This window comes from Shewanella sp. NKUCC01_JLK (assembly GCF_019345615.1).
GTDB classification, from domain to species: Bacteria; Pseudomonadota; Gammaproteobacteria; order Enterobacterales; family Shewanellaceae; genus Shewanella; species Shewanella oncorhynchi.
In genome coordinates this window covers 56,924-71,607 of sequence record NZ_JAHKRD010000019.1, presented here as the reverse complement: position 1 = coordinate 71,607, position 14,684 = coordinate 56,924, and the positions used below count along the sequence as shown (strand labels likewise).

Here is a 14,684-nt window from a genome sequence, read left to right as displayed (position 1 = left end):
GAGAACTTTGAAAGATAACATGCCATGATTTGACATGCCATCAAACTATCCCAAGGCGCCTTTAGCTGCAGATTTATTCGCCTTCAAACTCACAAAGTTTAACCAACTCAAGCCCTAATGCGGTTAAACGTGCTTCACCACCTAAATCAGGTAATGAGATCACAAAGGCCGCATGTTTAACTTCACCGCCGAGTTGGCGGATCAGTTTAACGGTCGCTTCGATAGTACCGCCAGTGGCGAGTAAATCGTCAACAACGAGCACTTTGTCATTTGCGCTAATCGCATCAGTATGAATTTCTAGGCTATCGTGACCGTATTCTAGTTCATAGCTTTGACTGATGGTTGCACGCGGCAATTTGCCGGGTTTACGCACAGGTACAAAACCGATACCCAATTCTAAAGCCAACGGTGCACCAAATAAGAAACCACGGGCTTCAGTGCCCACAATTTTGGTAAAGCCTTGACCACGATAATGTTCAACTAACAAGTCGATGGTCGCTTTATAGGCTGCTGCATTCTCAAGCAAACTGGTGACATCTCGAAATAAAATCCCTTCCTTAGGATAATTAGGAATCGTTTTAATGCTTTGCTTTATCAAGGATAAGGTTTCTGTATTCATAGCCATCATATTTGCTTAATAAGTTACTTAATCAATTCACCAACCTAGCGGTGGTGGTATAAAACAAAACGTCCACACTGGGTGGACGCATTGTCGAAAGTCGGACAAAGCTTATGCCGCTTTAGTTTTAGTTGCAACAATCACAATGCACAAGTGATGGAAAGGTTATCAATTTGTGCCTTAGATCAAACCCTGTTGGCACTCAGTTAAATAGCCTCAACAAGAACACGACTAAACTTTCAGTCACAGCGCCTGAGCCCATTCAATCACTCAATCATCCCTCTATTTCAGGTATACCTTTAAGATACCAAAGTAGGACCAATGCCATGACAAACAGCAGACCTTTTACCCAAAGGATAGGGACCACAATAATACTGACACTAAAACTGAGTGCGCTAACTATCATGGCTTTGCGTTTCAATCCCTTACGCATTGCTCGCTGCTCTTGCCACTGGGTTAAGGCGTCGGCAAACCAGGGATGTGTCATCAACCAATGGTGTAAACGTTCACTCGAGCGGGCAAAGCAAAAGGCAGCAAGCAAGATAAAAGGCACGGTCGGCAATATCGGTAGCACGATACCAACTAAACCTAAGACTAAAGCGGTTAAGCCTAACAGTAAAAATAATCCGCGCTTTAATACCATAGGTTTAAATGCCCTTTATCGGAAAAACAAAAGCCACTCGAAGAGTGGCCAATAGGCTACGCGCTAGAGATTAACGCTCGCTTAAATTAAACCTAAATGCTTTAACCAAGACAGACTTGCTGGCAGAGTCGGCAACAGTAAAACTAAAATAAAACCAATAAAATACAAAAAATTAAATGGGTCTTTAAACGGCTGACTACTCATTACAGCTCCTCTAGTATGTGCAAGTATAAGTGCGCAGGAATCGTACAGTGATTGAGATCACAAAACGGCCGACATTGTAGCGGTTTGTCAAATTAATAAAAACCCTCTAAATGTAGGGTTATTGCATTTATTTCGGCAATCAACCCAACCTTAAGACTGACGTCCGCGCACTATCCCTTTGGCCGCTAATTGCTCGAGTAACTGCATACAACCTTGCTCAATAATCTCTGGCGCCATTTGAGGGTAAGTGATTGTTAACCAATCAACTATCTCTTTAAAACCCGCTTGGCCTTGAGCTTGAAGAAATGCCAGCACCTGCGCGCTTAAGGGATTTAACTGTAAGAAGCACACTTCACAATCGGCATCTTGATAGAGACAAAAAAACACTGGCGTATCGAGTCGTTGCTGCGGCCGATAATCCTGACGAATGTGCTGCACCTCAAAATGATACTGCGCCACCCTCGCCGTCTGCGACAAACATAAAGCCTGCGTTGGAATTTGCGCTGGGCTAAGTTGAGATTCATCCTCACTCGCCTGTGCGACCGCAACGGCCAACTCTAGCCATTCATAGTGCGCTAATTCGAGCATAAAAACAGGATCATTTGCCGTGGGCTGATATTCCTGCTGTAAAAAATCTAAAAACTCACCCGCGATATCGATAAAAATGGGCGATTGGCAATCATGTTGACTGAAAAAACGCTGCACCAAAGTCAGCCATTCCTCCTCAGAATACAAACTTTTCAGCACGGGGAAGCCGTTCGACACAAATCCCAGCACATTATTAAAAAATAACTCGCGGTAAACCTGCATACGCCGGACATCAGTATCCGCGGGCAATGGCGAAGAGGGATCGCGAATATAATCGATAAAGGATTGCTGCACTTGCTTAAAATCCATTAGGCGCTCCTCATTACGGCATGAGCGCTATTTTGGGCATGGGAGCTGGACGCCGCCATTTGATAACCGTGAATTTGATTTATCTCGAGCAACAATTCAGCGGTTGTCGGCAAATTAAAGTCACGCTCAAGCAACGTCGGTTTTACCCCATGCAAAGCATAACAGCGCTGTAATAATGTCCAGACGGGATCGTTAATGGCTGCGCCATGGGTATCAATGAGCAGATCTTCAGCTTGTTTGTAGTGCCCAGCAATATGCAGATAAGCGATGCGCTCCGTCGGCATGGCCTGTAAAAAGGCATCGGCATCGTATTGATGGTTTATCGAGTTCACATAGATGTTGTTCACATCCAGTAGCAGTTTACAATCGGCTTCTTGCAGCACGGCATTAACGAATTCAAGTTCTGTCATTTGCGCACCTGGAGCGGCATAAAAAGACACATTTTCTAAAATAAGCGGCCGCTCTAGAATATCTTCTACTTGCTTGACCCGCGCCGCCACATGCTTCACTGCAGCGTCGGTAAAAGGGATAGGCATTAAATCATATAAGTGACCTTGCCCTGAGCAATAACTTAAATGTTCGGAATAGACTTGGATTTGATGTAAATCCATAAAGGTTTTGATATTTTTTACAAACGCGAGATCTAAAGGTTCAGGGCTACCAATGGATAAACTCAAACCGTGGCAGTAGAAAGTATGTTGCTCAGTCAACTCACGAAATTGGCGGCCAAATTTACCACCTAAGGTCATCCAGTTTTCTGGTGCCACTTCAAAAAAATTAATCGCTTCTGGCACCGATTCACAAAACTCACTGAGCATTTCTCGCCGTAAGCCCAGCCCTACCTGTGCCGTATTTTTTTGATCATTCATAGAACCTCACGAACGCTAACCTGTAATCGCTTAAGAATAAAACACAAGAGACCAGCGCTGGCTGGCCTCTTTAGGCTCAATTATCCCAATAACTGCAGGGATAAAACAAACCCGCTTTACTTCACTTCTTTTTTAACGGCTTCGACTTTAGCATCCACTTTTTCGGCGGTTTTCTTCATATCAGCGCCACATTTTGCTTCACCACACTTACCTTCATGGGCCTTATCAGCGGCTTTCTTCATGTCAGCACCGCATTTCGCTTCGCCACATTTCCCCTCATGGGCTTTATCTGCAGCCGCTTTTTTCATCTCAGCACCGCATTTAGCCTCACCACACTTGCCTTCTTTGGCTTTTTCAGCGGCGGCTTTCTTCATGTCTGCGCCGCATTTGGCTTCACCACATTTGCCTTCTGAACCGACAATTTGATAGCCCGCATCCATAGCTTCAAAACCAAATGGGTTAGTTTGTGCATTGACAGCAAAAGCTGAACTCATCACAACTGAACCTAACGCTACTGCAACTGCTGTTTTTTTAACTGAATTCATAAATAATCCCTTCTTGTTTATTGAGTAATAATGACCAACAACAGTTTAAGTAGCTGGCTTACAACAAAAGACCTGCCTTATTTCGATTCTATTGCAAAAAATATCACTAAGTCACAGAAATGGTCAAAATATCCTGCTAGGACAATCAGTTTAGCTTGGATTTTATTTATTGGCGTACCTATTCATCCTCCTTCACTAGGCCACTTTGTAACTTAGGGCTGATAAGGTAGAATGCTCGCCCTTTGCAACAGATATGGGTTTACTGCAGTGCGTGTGATTTTGGCTCCAATGGAAGGCGTAGTAGACGCTTTGATGCGTGACATCCTATCGACCATCAATCCCTACGATTTGCTCGTCACCGAATTTGTGCGAGTGGTAGACCAACTGCTGCCTGAAAAGGTCTTTCTCAAACTGTGTCCTGAACTGCTCAACAACGGCAACACCCCTTCAGGTACGCCAGTACGAGTACAATTGCTTGGTCAAGAACCCCAATGTATGGGCGAAAATGCCCTGCGTGCCATTGAGCTAGGCTCACACGGTGTTGATGCAAACTTTGGCTGTCCAGCAAAAATTGTTAACCGCAGTAAAGGTGGCGCCGTATTATTGCAATATCCTGAGAGTGTGCACGATATTGTCAAAGCCATGCGTCAAGCAGTACCAAAAGAGCATGCCGTAACGGCCAAAATACGTTTGGGCTATGAAGATAAATCACTGTTTATGGAAAACGCCATTGCTGTGTATGAAGCCGGTGCAACTGAACTTGCCATCCATGCGCGCAGTAAAGTCGACGGTTACAGACCGCCAGCCTACTGGGAATACATCACCGAAGTGCGCAAACGTTTGCCAATCCCGGTGATCGCCAACGGTGAAATTTGGAACAGTGACGATGCTAAGCGTTGTATCGAGGTCACGGGCTGCGACAGTATCATGATCGGCCGCGGGGCAATTTCATTGCCGAACTTGGCTGATACTATCAAGACAGGAGCGACTCCTTATACTTGGGCGCAAACCTTAGGGCTCATGCTCAGTTATACCCAAAGGGAACTCAATGGCCGTAAGAGTGACTATTATCCAGCCCGGATCAAACAGTGGTTTACCTATCTCAACCGTCAATATCCCGAAGCCGATACCTTGTTTAGGGAACTGCGAGTCTTTAAAACAACGGAAGAAATTGTCCGCGTATTAGAAACGGCGCAACGGAACTTATGCGACGAATAATCGCGACGATATTTATGATAAAAGGGCTTTTGCCGTAGCACATATAATGCGATAAGAATGAAGTACTTTTTCGATTTTTAACGGCTAAAAAACCGAAAATGTGGCAGATACTTGATCTTTATCATAGTCGTTGATAGTGGAACTATTAGACTGGACACCTAGAGTCAAATGAAATAGGCGATTTTACGTGAGCACCACCCATATCAGACATGAATTGTCAGAGCTTGAAGCTAATCTAAGGAAAGAAATCGGCGCGCTCCCTCTGTTCCTCGAAGCCATAGGGGAGCATTACGCTAGCCTGAGTCTGGCAGAATTAATTGATAAATTGGCTCAGACACCACTGGCTGAACACCCACTATTTTGCCGATTAAATAAACTTGATGCCGCCTTTTGCCAGCTCGACTTAGGTCTCTACGGTCTTTGCTCGGATTGTGAGGCAGAAATTGAAACCGAACGCTTAAGCCAAGATCCCACCGAACAACGCTGCACCTCCTGCGCCGAGCATTATCAGCATGAACACCGCCACGAACTGCGCCTCACGCATTGATAGCGCTCATTCGACATCCAGTAAACTGCCTTATAAGCAAAAAAACCTCCGCAAGCGGAGGTTTGAGTTATCCAGGGAGGGCGGACAACCTAAAACTTCTGGTTTATTCTCAGGTAATACGTTCTACCTAACACATCATATAAACCCACATTCACATCGCGATAATCGGCGTAGGTGTAATAGTTTGGTGTTTCAGCATCAAACACATTATTCACCCCTACTGTGATAGAGCCGTTATAAGCATGGGTATAACCAAACTGAATGTTATGTTTAAAGTAATTATCGTAATCAACATAACGGTCGGTTTCTTCTAACTCGTTGAAATAACTTGCTGATTGACTACCGATATAAACAACTGTCCATGCGGCAGAGAAATCATCGTATTTCCAACTGGTCGCAAAGTTACCGCGCCAATCGGGCGAGTCAGTCGACCCTGCGTAGTCGATCATGTCTGCTTCAGCGTTATCCTGCTTTTTAAAATCAAGCACATGAGTTAAATCCAGTTTGAAATTGAAATCCCCAAAGCCTGTTTCTAAGTTATAAGCCGTAACAAAATCGATACCTGAGGTCTCAACTGTAGCTAAGTTACGAACTCCGGCTTCAATATATTCAATCTTGCCATCAGGGCCGCGAGTCACATAGGGAGAAGAACCATTCTTGATTTCATCACGCAGGATATCATCCACATCAATTGACTCAATTTTGTTGTCATAGGTGATTGAGTAATAAGATAACTCCAAATTCCATGAGTCAGTGACATTCCAAACGCCGCCAAAGGTTAACGAGTTGCCCTCTTCTGCCTCTAGATCAGGATTCCCTCCATACCAGGTTTTGTGTTGATTATTAGTCGCGCAATATATGGCATCCACGTTACCAGGTTCATTACACCATAAAGAATCAACACCCTTCTCAAAACTCAAGGATTGAGACGAGAACATTTCGCTCATATTCGGCGCACGGAATGAGTCACCATAGCTAGCACGCAATAATAACGTATCTATAGGACGCCAGCTTAAACCAAACTTAGGCACCACGGCATCGAAGGTCGATGAATTAACGACTTCCCCCTGAGGCCCTGTGAGAGTTCCTTCCTGCTCATAGCGCTCATAACGTACTGCGGCAGAAAACTCAACATTCGCGGGTAAGCCAACTTGGAGTTCCAAATAAGCAGCGCTACGGTCACGCGTGGCATCCACATCATCACCACCCGAACCGCCGGAGATAATACCCGCGGCCGATTCAGGATCACTGGTTTGCTTAAACTTGATCATTTCATATTCAAGACCGCCGACCATAGCGACCGAAAGATCACCATCATCGAGCAGTAAGGTCGAAGCAAGACCATCCAATTGAGTACTTTCAAATTTGCCCTGATAAACCCCAGTATGCGCAGCTTTACGATACAGATCTGTCATCTGTTGATCCCACTGCTCATAACTCATTCCAGAGGTATTGAAAATATCATATTGCTCTGAATCAATTTCTTGCTGAATAATATCGTCGTTCAGTAAATTATAATTAAAACTATTTGTCGTCGATGTTGCGTGCTGGGCATTTAATTCCCAGTCGATACCATTCCCTGAATCTATTGTACCAACAAAGCCACCTAGAATATCAAAGTTGTTGGTTTCAGTTAATGTATCTCGCTCGCCAAGTTGCGCGCCTCGCATAGAAATCACTAATTCTTCGCCAACTGGATTAAACTTATTATCGGCACTCATCACAGGGGTATTCGTTGATACTGGCGTACCCGCATAACGGGTTTCAGTTTCTGCTAATGAAGCAGAAGCACGACCTCGTAATTTTATATTCTCAGAAATCTCATAGGAGAAATTAGATAACAGCGAATTACGAGTTTGATCGCCAAATAACTTAGTGACATTACCATGATTATATAAACAACGACCATCACCTGAGTCTATGGTATTTTCCGTTTTTTCACATATATCTGAATTACTATACCAGCTACCATTGCCTGGTCCATATTTACCGTTTGGTACTGAGCTATATCCACTATATGCGTTATAACTTGAATCGTCCATTCGCCAAATATCACGATCCATTACCGCTTTAGTATCATAATATTCATAGGTTAGCGTGATATTGCCTTTATCAGTATTAAAGCCTGTTGCAAGTGATAAACGGTTGGCATCGCCTCCTTCCACACTTGGCTGCTCAGTGCTGTAATCAAACTGAAACCCTTCAAACTCCTTCTTAGTGATAATGTTTATCACGCCCGCAACCGCATCGGAACCATATACTGCCGAGGCGCCATCGCGCAGGATTTCAATACGCTCCACGATAGCCATAGGGATAGAAGATGTATCGGCCACAGAGCCAGAGCTCGAACTCGTGCCAGGCATACGGCGTCCATCTAATAACACTAATGTCGCAGACGATCCTAAACCGCGTAAATTGACATCACTGGTTGAGCTTGCTCCTGATCCATAGCCAGAAATACCACGCCAAGAACCAAAGCTGTTTATCGCAGAGTTATTCAATACGTCAGCAACGGTTTTTTCACCCGTCATGGCAATATCAGCAGCATTAATGACAGTCACGGGTGAAACAGTTTCCATATCAACTTGTTTAATACGAGAACCCGTCACTTCAATGCGTTCAACTTTCGCATTTTCTTCTGCTGCATTTACCGCTGCAGAAAAGCCTATTCCAGAAAAAACCACACTGCTTGTCGCCACTGTAATTAAACTAGTACGAACGGCTTTGGCCGTTAAACTTAAATAGCGCATTAATCTCTCCTTGAGGTAAATAAAACCCTATGTTTGTTATTTTTATATTTGGCAAGCGAATTCTATTTCGCTGTAGGGATAATGTTAATGCGCAACATCTAAGTCAACCATTAAAAACAATTAATCTCAAATTAAAACAAATTGACACAAAATAAATCAACTTGAATATAAGATATCCGGATATACATCATGGGGTTAAGCAATGCAGACCTGTTGAATATATTAAACATTTAATTTGATACAATAAATATCAATTGTTAACCAAAAGAACACCGAGAAACTCACGCCACAAATGAATCAAAGTGTATCGAAAATAAAACGCTGAATATTAATTTACACTTAGTTCAATATTAATTAACCATAAAAAATGCCACTCATTTGAGTGGCATTAATATTGAAACACTGAGTAATGATTGATTACTTAAAGTTGGCAACCTTCAACACTTTTTGAGTTCTCATAAACAATATCGCCTACAGGATTGTAGTCAGCAGCTTTAATCACTTGTTTCTCTTTCAAAAAAGAATAGAGTAAATCAGCATCAACAAAACCCGTTTGAATTGGGCTGGTTAGTTTAGGATAACCGTCACCACCCGCAGCATTAAAGCTAGGTACAGTGAACTTATAAGTGGCTGTTGGGCTAAAATCCTTGCCACCGATGTCGCTGATGTTGGCTGTTTTAGCCACACAGTCAATGGTCATTTTCACACCTGTGATTTGTGCATAACCACCAGAACCAACTTGAAGACTGCCGACTGCGCCTAAATAAGCCGCAACTTCAGTACCCGTCATTTCGTTAAGGGTAACCATATTACCAAATGGCTGAACAGTCAGCACGTCACGGTAACTAATGTTGCCTGGTTGGATAGATGCACGTACACCGCCTGAGTTCATTACACCAAAATCAGCAGTCACTTTAGCACTTTGTGCCATCGCTAACATACGGCCTAAGTTAGTTTGCTTATTACGCACGTTTGCACGCTCACCATCTAACAGGGCATCCGTTGTCGCAATGACTTCGTCTAACTTAGCTTGACCTTTCTCTTGATAGTAAGAAAGCAGCTCTTTTAACTCTGAATCCGGTTCAATTTTAGTGCCAGCTAAGTCAGCAGTTTTCTTACCAGCATCATCCAGTTTGCGCATATTCACAGGCACAAGCTTGTAGCTCGCTAGATGGAGTTCACCGTTAAAGTATTCAAAATCTGCACGGCCAACATATTTACCCCATTCATGGGCTTGCATGATCCAAGTGCCATTTTGTTTATCAGGTGCACATGCATCACCAGGCTTAAAGGCTGCATAGGCTTTGTTGTCAGTTCCCGGTTCCATACACACTGGATTCTGTGAATGACCACCGATAACAACTTGTAAATCCCCTTCTTTCAATGCGCGAGCCATAGCCACATCGCCAGGGGCATTACTACCATTTTTACCATCTGCGTAATGACCCATGTGCGTGGTAGCGAAAATGATATCTGCTGCTTTGGCATCTTTAATTTCTTTAATCACTTTAGCAACTTCCACCTTGGGATCGGTGAATGTTAGATCGCTAATGTATTCTGGATTACCAATCTTAGCAGTGTCTTCTGTCGTTAAACCAATAACAGCAACTTTAAGACCATTAATGTCAAATACTTTATAGGCATCAAAATAACGTTCGCCAGGTTTGCCTTCGGCATTTTTACGGTAAATGTTCGCCGCTAACATAGGGAATTCAGCAAGGCGACGCTGCATATCAAGTACTGATAACGGATTGTCAAACTCATGGTTACCAACAGCCATGGCGTCATAACCGATTTTATTCATGCCCGTAAAGTCTGGTATGGCATCTTGAAGATCAGATTCTGGTACACCCGTATTAATATCACCACCAGATAATAATAAGGTTTGACTGCCATTCTTACTCACTTCTGCACGAATTTGATCAACCAGAGTTTTCTGAGCGGCTAAACCGTATTCACCATCACTGTTTTCCCAGAAACGGCCATGGTTGTCATTGGTATGTAAAACGGTAAACGTTTTACAAGCACTTCCCGCTTCAGCACACGTTGTTGGAACTTTATCGTCATCACTATTATTACAACCCGCAAGTGCAGCAAGAACAGCAGTTGCAACTAATCCTTTAATAAGCATATGTCTCATTACATCAACCCCTTGATTTTAATTATTTTATCATAGAAAGATTGCCGTGAACTCCATCAAGTTCAGCGTCACGGATAATAGCAAATAATAAAGATAAATTGTGTCATTTTTATTAAAAACTTGACATTTATATGAAATTTGGCGGGCATTTTAAGAAGGATTTGTTTCATATAAAAAATAAGCTGAATGACTGATTTTTATATATTTAGAGAATACAAAATAAAAATGGAATAAATGGATTTTAATCGTTTGTTATAAATAACTTAGGAAATATGAAAAAACATCGCGATTGTTCCTTTAAAAAAACAAGCATGGGTAAATTTCAACTTACCGCATGCTGTTTTTATCAGCAATTAGACTTATCTACATTTCAAATCGCTGTAATAACCATTTAGAAATCGCTTTCAATTGTTCAGGAATGACAGAATGAGGCATTGGATAACTCTGCCACGTAACATGATAGCCGCCCGCCGTTAAGGCTTCTTTTGCTAACATTCCAGCGGATAATGGTACAACATCATCCTGTAGACCGTGTTGCTGTAATATGGGTGTATTGCGATTCGCCGCACTTAATTCAGCGGGTAACACATCGCCCGTCGGCAAATAGCAAGACAACGCCATAATCCCTGCAAGTGGCTCAGGGAAACGCAGTCCAGAGAATAAACTCATTACTCCACCCTGACTGAATCCCGCTAATACGATACGTTGGCTCGCAATACCCGCCGCGATTTGTTCATTAATTAATGCGGCAACCATTTTTTCCGACTCAAGCACGCCTTGCATATCCGCTCTGTCATGCAAATCCATGCTTTTAATATCGTACCAAGCGCGCATAACGTAGCCACCATTAATGGTCACTGCTTGCTCTGGTGCATGGGGAAAAATAAATCGAATAGCATGATCTACAGGTAAGCCTAATGCAGGCACTACGGGAGCAAATCCGGCCCCCGAATCCCCTAATCCATGTAACCAAATAACCACAGCCGTAGCAGGCGTCTTAGGTTCGACAACAATACGCTCAAGAGAAACTGACATACTAAAAATTCCCAATTCGATATTAAACACTCATCAACTAAAAAATGATGATAAATCTATACGTTAAACACTCATCATCACTCGGGCACAGGTTATTCAGCATCCATGCCCAGCACATCTTGAATCGCACGTAACTGAGCATTTGAGTCCAATACTAAGCTCCAACGTACACCGCCACCATCGGCGATCAGCATAGGAGGCTGACGTCTCAAGCCGATATCCTCAGCACTCGCTTGCAGTACGATACTGGCAACGTTGAGGCGCACTTGAACCTCAAACTCAGTAACGATTAACTTACCCTGCGAAAAATCTAACACCATTTTAATAACCGCCCTATGTGAAAACGCCGTCATCATAGCAAACTTGTGCTCTTTTACCGATGGCATTTCCTGACCAGCATTCAAGCCATTAAAGTTTGATTACATTTGAGCTAACAGTGAGATAACAAATCCAGTGAATTATCAGGTAAACTTTTGCGCTAATAGAGTGGGTTAACAGAAAACCAAGCTGAATTGATGGTCTTATCGCCCCAAACTCGAACTAACATACTTCATCATTAGGCTACTATAAATAATGCTTTCACTTCGTCGAACCGTCCTTTGCAGCACCCTAGTCTTTGCCCTGCAACTACTTCCCTGCACTTATGCCAATAGCACTCCAAATACCTTAACCACTGAGCCTACTGCCACTGTTGTACAAGCTGATACGCAGCAGAACCAAGATGCACTGACCTACGCCAATTACACTGAAGTCAGCGTGAGTCATTTGGAACTAGCCCTTGTAGTTGATTTTAAGCAAAACCGCTTATCCGGTGAAGCCACCCTCGATTTAGCTTGGCATAAGGCGGGGAAAGAACTCATCTTAGATACTCGAGATCTGACGATTAACAGCGTAAGTGCTTTAAATACAGCGGGGAAATGGCAAAGCATGCCATTCACGTTAGCCAAAGCGGACGCTGTAAAAGGTGCCGCGCTAACCATCAAACTTGCTGATGAAAATAGTCAAAAGGTCAAAATCAATTATCACACGTCGAATAATCCGTCTGGTATTCAATGGTTAACCCCTGAGCAAACCCAAGGTAAACAGTTGCCTTTTATGTTCAGTCAGAGTCAGGCGATTCACGCCCGCAGTTGGATCCCACTGCAAGATACGCCAGCCGTTCGCCAAACCTATAGCGCAATAATTACTGCCGATAAAGCCATAACTGTGGTCATGAGTGCCGATCGCAAAACCCTGTCGAGCACGCAGACCCAATTCACTATGCCGCAGGCTATTCCAGCTTATTTGATTGCCATTGCGGCCGGACATTTAAAGTTTGCTCCCTTAGATAACATCTCGGGCATTTGGGCTGAGCCAGAGATCCTCGACAAAGCGAGCAAAGAATTTGCCGACACGCCAGAAATGATCAAAATCGCGGCTAAACGTTATGGCGATTACCCTTGGGGACGTTATGACTTGCTTATCTTGCCACCAAGTTTCCCCTTTGGCGGCATGGAAAACCCGCGTTTGTCTTTTATTACACCCACAGTGATCGCGGGTGATAAAAGCTTAGTGAGCCTCATCGCCCACGAACTTGCGCACTCGTGGTCGGGTAATTTAGTGACGAATGCCACTTGGCGCGATCTCTGGCTTAATGAAGGTTTTACGACCTATGTTGAGAATCGCATCATGGAAGATCTCTACGGCCGCGACCGAGCGCTGATGGAGCAAACCATCGGCTACTCTGAATTGCTTGCCGAGCTTGCAGAACTTACTCCTGCCGATTCAGTGCTACATCTCAATCTCGGTAAACGTTCGCCCGACGAAGCCTTCAGCGGTGTCCCTTATGTAAAAGGCCAGTTGTTCTTAATATTTTTAGAGCAAAAATTTGGCCGTGAACGCTTCGACACTTTTGTGAAAAGCTACTTCAATCATTTTGCATTTCAGAGTATTACTACGGCGCAATTCCGTGAATATTTATCTTTAAATCTATTAAACAAATATCCCCATCTTGTCAGTGAAGGCGAAGTGGATACTTGGATTGAAGGTCAAGGTTTACCGTCATTTCTTGTGCCGCCCAATTCCCATGCCTTCGATGATATTGATGCTCAAAGACAAACTTGGCTCGAGGGTAAACTCAGTGCAAGCGAGTTGAAAACCAGCACTTGGACAGTCCACCAGTGGTTAAGATTCATCAATGAAATGCCAAGGATCAATCTAGATCAAACCAAACTTGCCGAGCTAGATAAGGCGTTCCATTTTACGGGCACTGGCAACAGTGAAATTGCTTTCGCATGGTATTCACTCGCCCTAGACAACGGCTATTACGCAGTACTACCCGCATTAAAACAACACTTAACCCATATTGGCCGCATGCGCTTAATCGTGCCTTTATACCAAAAGCTCGCAAGCTCTGATAAATACGACTGGGCCAAAAGCGTCTATCTCAGTGCTCGCAGCGGCTACCATCCCCAAACCCAAGCAAGCCTAGATATGATGTTTGCCGACAAACCACTCGAGCATGAACATAGCCATTAGCGAGATAAGGAGCCATTAGCGGTTGCGACAATCATTAAGCCATTAGCACCATAAAAACAAAAAGCCCAAACCTAGGTTTGGGCTTTTGCTATTTAATCTTTAGCCTCGATTCATTCAACTCATACTGAACTTATACTCAACTCACATTGAGTCAGATAAAGCCAAGTTCGAAGCCGAGCCTGAAGCCTAAAGATTAGTGGTGATGACCACCTGCACCATGGGCATGACCGTGGGCGATTTCTTCATCACTCGCATCACGGGCACCTACGACTTCAATATCAAATGTCAGTTCGCGGCCGGCTAATGGATGGTTTACATCCACAGTCGCCATAAACTTACCCATTTTAACGATAGTCACTTGGCGCTGACCTTGGTCGGTATTAACCACAGCTGTCATGCCTGGTTTCCACACAGTCGCACCCAGTAAATGCTTAACTGACACACGTTGGTGTGCGTCAGCATCCGCTACACGCTCACCGTAGGTTTCAGCGGCAGGCAAAGTCACAGTGAACTTTTCACCTATGGCTTTACCGTTTATCGCGTTTTCTACACCTGGCATCATGTTGTCATGACCGTGTAAATAGGCAATCGGATCGCGACCTTCGTTCGTCTCGATCACTTCACCTTTCTCGTCGCGCAGAGTGTAGTTAAACTGCACAACCATATCGTCTTTAATGCTCATCGAATATCCTTTGATTTT

The 14,684-nt window shown here is 43.7% G+C and carries 14 protein-coding genes; 3 read left to right on the top strand and 11 right to left on the bottom strand.

The window, feature by feature from the left end; translation table 11 throughout:
- Positions 1-73: 73 nt before the first annotated feature.
- The 6 genes from apt to KO537_RS18740 all read right to left on the bottom strand — a co-directional run bounded on the left by apt (position 74) and on the right by KO537_RS18740 (position 3,777).
- Positions 74-625, bottom strand: a complete 552-nt coding sequence (gene apt / locus KO537_RS18760) for an adenine phosphoribosyltransferase (protein WP_105252212.1) — start codon at positions 623-625, stop codon at positions 74-76.
- A 268-nt stretch (positions 626-893) separates the two neighbouring features.
- Entirely contained in the window at positions 894-1,262 is a 369-nt protein-coding gene (locus KO537_RS18755; RefSeq protein WP_113940896.1) for a YbaN family protein, read from the bottom strand.
- Positions 1,263-1,343: 81 nt separating this feature from the next.
- The gene (locus KO537_RS23270; RefSeq protein ID WP_006082086.1) at positions 1,344-1,466 is read right to left on the bottom strand and encodes a hypothetical protein; all 123 of its coding nucleotides are present in this window, start codon (positions 1,464-1,466) and stop codon (positions 1,344-1,346) included.
- A gap of 150 nt (positions 1,467-1,616) precedes the next feature.
- A complete protein-coding gene (locus tag KO537_RS18750; protein ID WP_219235320.1) occupies positions 1,617-2,363 on the bottom strand; it encodes a putative DNA-binding domain-containing protein in 747 nt (248 codons plus the stop codon).
- Positions 2,363-3,232: a DUF692 domain-containing protein gene (locus KO537_RS18745; protein WP_219235318.1), complete on the bottom strand. Its 870-nt coding sequence runs from the start codon at positions 3,230-3,232 to the stop codon at positions 2,363-2,365. Before KO537_RS18745 ends, KO537_RS18750 begins: the two co-directional genes overlap by 1 nt.
- Positions 3,233-3,348: 116 nt before the next feature.
- A complete protein-coding gene (locus tag KO537_RS18740) occupies positions 3,349-3,777 on the bottom strand; it encodes a hypothetical protein (RefSeq protein ID WP_028759624.1) in 429 nt (142 codons plus the stop codon).
- A 267-nt stretch (positions 3,778-4,044) separates the two neighbouring features.
- Between KO537_RS18740 and KO537_RS18735 the strand changes: the two genes are divergently transcribed.
- Both KO537_RS18735 and KO537_RS18730 read left to right on the top strand, forming a co-directional pair.
- Positions 4,045-4,995, top strand: a complete 951-nt coding sequence (locus tag KO537_RS18735) for a tRNA-dihydrouridine synthase (protein ID WP_105253104.1) — start codon at positions 4,045-4,047, stop codon at positions 4,993-4,995.
- A 187-nt stretch (positions 4,996-5,182) separates the two neighbouring features.
- On the top strand, positions 5,183-5,542 hold the full coding sequence (locus KO537_RS18730) for a TraR/DksA C4-type zinc finger protein (RefSeq protein WP_105252207.1): 360 nt from the start codon (positions 5,183-5,185) through the stop codon (positions 5,540-5,542).
- 89 nt (positions 5,543-5,631) lie between these two features.
- Here KO537_RS18730 and KO537_RS18725 read toward each other — a convergent pair whose 3' ends face one another.
- The 4 genes from KO537_RS18725 to KO537_RS18710 all read right to left on the bottom strand — a co-directional run bounded on the left by KO537_RS18725 (position 5,632) and on the right by KO537_RS18710 (position 11,787).
- Positions 5,632-8,292, bottom strand: a complete 2,661-nt coding sequence (locus KO537_RS18725) for a TonB-dependent receptor (RefSeq protein ID WP_219235315.1) — start codon at positions 8,290-8,292, stop codon at positions 5,632-5,634.
- A gap of 421 nt (positions 8,293-8,713) precedes the next feature.
- Positions 8,714-10,432, bottom strand: a complete 1,719-nt coding sequence (ushA, locus tag KO537_RS18720) for a bifunctional UDP-sugar hydrolase/5'-nucleotidase UshA (RefSeq protein WP_131525008.1) — start codon at positions 10,430-10,432, stop codon at positions 8,714-8,716.
- A gap of 363 nt (positions 10,433-10,795) precedes the next feature.
- Entirely contained in the window at positions 10,796-11,467 is a 672-nt protein-coding gene (locus tag KO537_RS18715; RefSeq protein ID WP_219235313.1) for a carboxylesterase, read from the bottom strand.
- A gap of 92 nt (positions 11,468-11,559) precedes the next feature.
- Positions 11,560-11,787: a DUF3389 family protein gene (locus KO537_RS18710; RefSeq protein ID WP_006082094.1), complete on the bottom strand. Its 228-nt coding sequence runs from the start codon at positions 11,785-11,787 to the stop codon at positions 11,560-11,562.
- Between the two features lie 253 nt (positions 11,788-12,040).
- Between KO537_RS18710 and KO537_RS18705 the strand changes: the two genes are divergently transcribed.
- Complete coding sequence (locus tag KO537_RS18705) at positions 12,041-13,984, top strand: M1 family metallopeptidase (RefSeq protein ID WP_219235311.1); 1,944 nt, start codon at positions 12,041-12,043, stop codon at positions 13,982-13,984.
- A gap of 193 nt (positions 13,985-14,177) precedes the next feature.
- On the opposite strand, the gene KO537_RS18700 is transcribed toward KO537_RS18705, so the two are convergent.
- Entirely contained in the window at positions 14,178-14,666 is a 489-nt protein-coding gene (locus KO537_RS18700; protein WP_105252202.1) for a peptidylprolyl isomerase, read from the bottom strand.
- Positions 14,667-14,684: the final 18 nt, after the last annotated feature.

Bases quoted from the DNA above. Each gene is read 5' to 3' on its own strand.
- apt (WP_105252212.1), bottom strand. From the start codon at position 625: ATGGCTATGAATACAGAAACCTTATCCTTGATAAAGCAAAGCATTAAA.
- KO537_RS18755 (WP_113940896.1), bottom strand. From the start codon at position 1,262: ATGGTATTAAAGCGCGGATTATTTTTACTGTTAGGCTTAACCGCTTTA.
- KO537_RS23270 (WP_006082086.1), bottom strand. From the start codon at position 1,466: ATGAGTAGTCAGCCGTTTAAAGACCCATTTAATTTTTTGTATTTTATT.
- KO537_RS18750 (WP_219235320.1), bottom strand. From the start codon at position 2,363: ATGGATTTTAAGCAAGTGCAGCAATCCTTTATCGATTATATTCGCGAT.
- KO537_RS18745 (WP_219235318.1), bottom strand. From the start codon at position 3,232: ATGAATGATCAAAAAAATACGGCACAGGTAGGGCTGGGCTTACGGCGA.
- KO537_RS18740 (WP_028759624.1), bottom strand. From the start codon at position 3,777: ATGAATTCAGTTAAAAAAACAGCAGTTGCAGTAGCGTTAGGTTCAGTT.
- KO537_RS18725 (WP_219235315.1), bottom strand. From the start codon at position 8,292: ATGCGCTATTTAAGTTTAACGGCCAAAGCCGTTCGTACTAGTTTAATT.
- ushA (WP_131525008.1), bottom strand. From the start codon at position 10,432: ATGAGACATATGCTTATTAAAGGATTAGTTGCAACTGCTGTTCTTGCT.
- KO537_RS18715 (WP_219235313.1), bottom strand. From the start codon at position 11,467: ATGTCAGTTTCTCTTGAGCGTATTGTTGTCGAACCTAAGACGCCTGCT.
- KO537_RS18710 (WP_006082094.1), bottom strand. From the start codon at position 11,787: ATGGTGTTAGATTTTTCGCAGGGTAAGTTAATCGTTACTGAGTTTGAG.
- KO537_RS18705 (WP_219235311.1), top strand. From the start codon at position 12,041: ATGCTTTCACTTCGTCGAACCGTCCTTTGCAGCACCCTAGTCTTTGCC.
- KO537_RS18700 (WP_105252202.1), bottom strand. From the start codon at position 14,666: ATGAGCATTAAAGACGATATGGTTGTGCAGTTTAACTACACTCTGCGC.